The sequence below is a fragment of the Agathobaculum sp. TL06 genome (assembly GCF_054658635.1).
In genome coordinates this window covers 1-216 of record NZ_BAAGGY010000102.1, presented here as the reverse complement: position 1 = coordinate 216, position 216 = coordinate 1, and the positions used below count along the sequence as shown (strand labels likewise).

At 62.0% G+C, this 216-nt stretch carries 1 pseudogene; it reads right to left on the bottom strand.

Annotated elements, in window-relative coordinates:
* Positions 1-216, bottom strand: a pseudogene (locus tag ACYQ3S_RS15810) (tryptophanase); the annotation flags it as partial.

Below are 216 nucleotides of genomic sequence, written 5' to 3'. Positions count from 1 at the left end.
CCAGCTCGGATACACGGATGCCGTAGCGGCGGATCAGCTCCAGCGAGAAGCCCTCGCCCGCGAAGGTATCGTGGCCGCGCTTGCCGTCAAAGAACTCATCCATGTTGATGTACACCGCATGGCCGCCGGCCGGCAGCACAACGCCCTTGACGCCCGCCTTGTAGAAGCCCTCTGCCAGATAGTTGCACTGTGCAACGCGCTCGTTCAGGTAGTTGA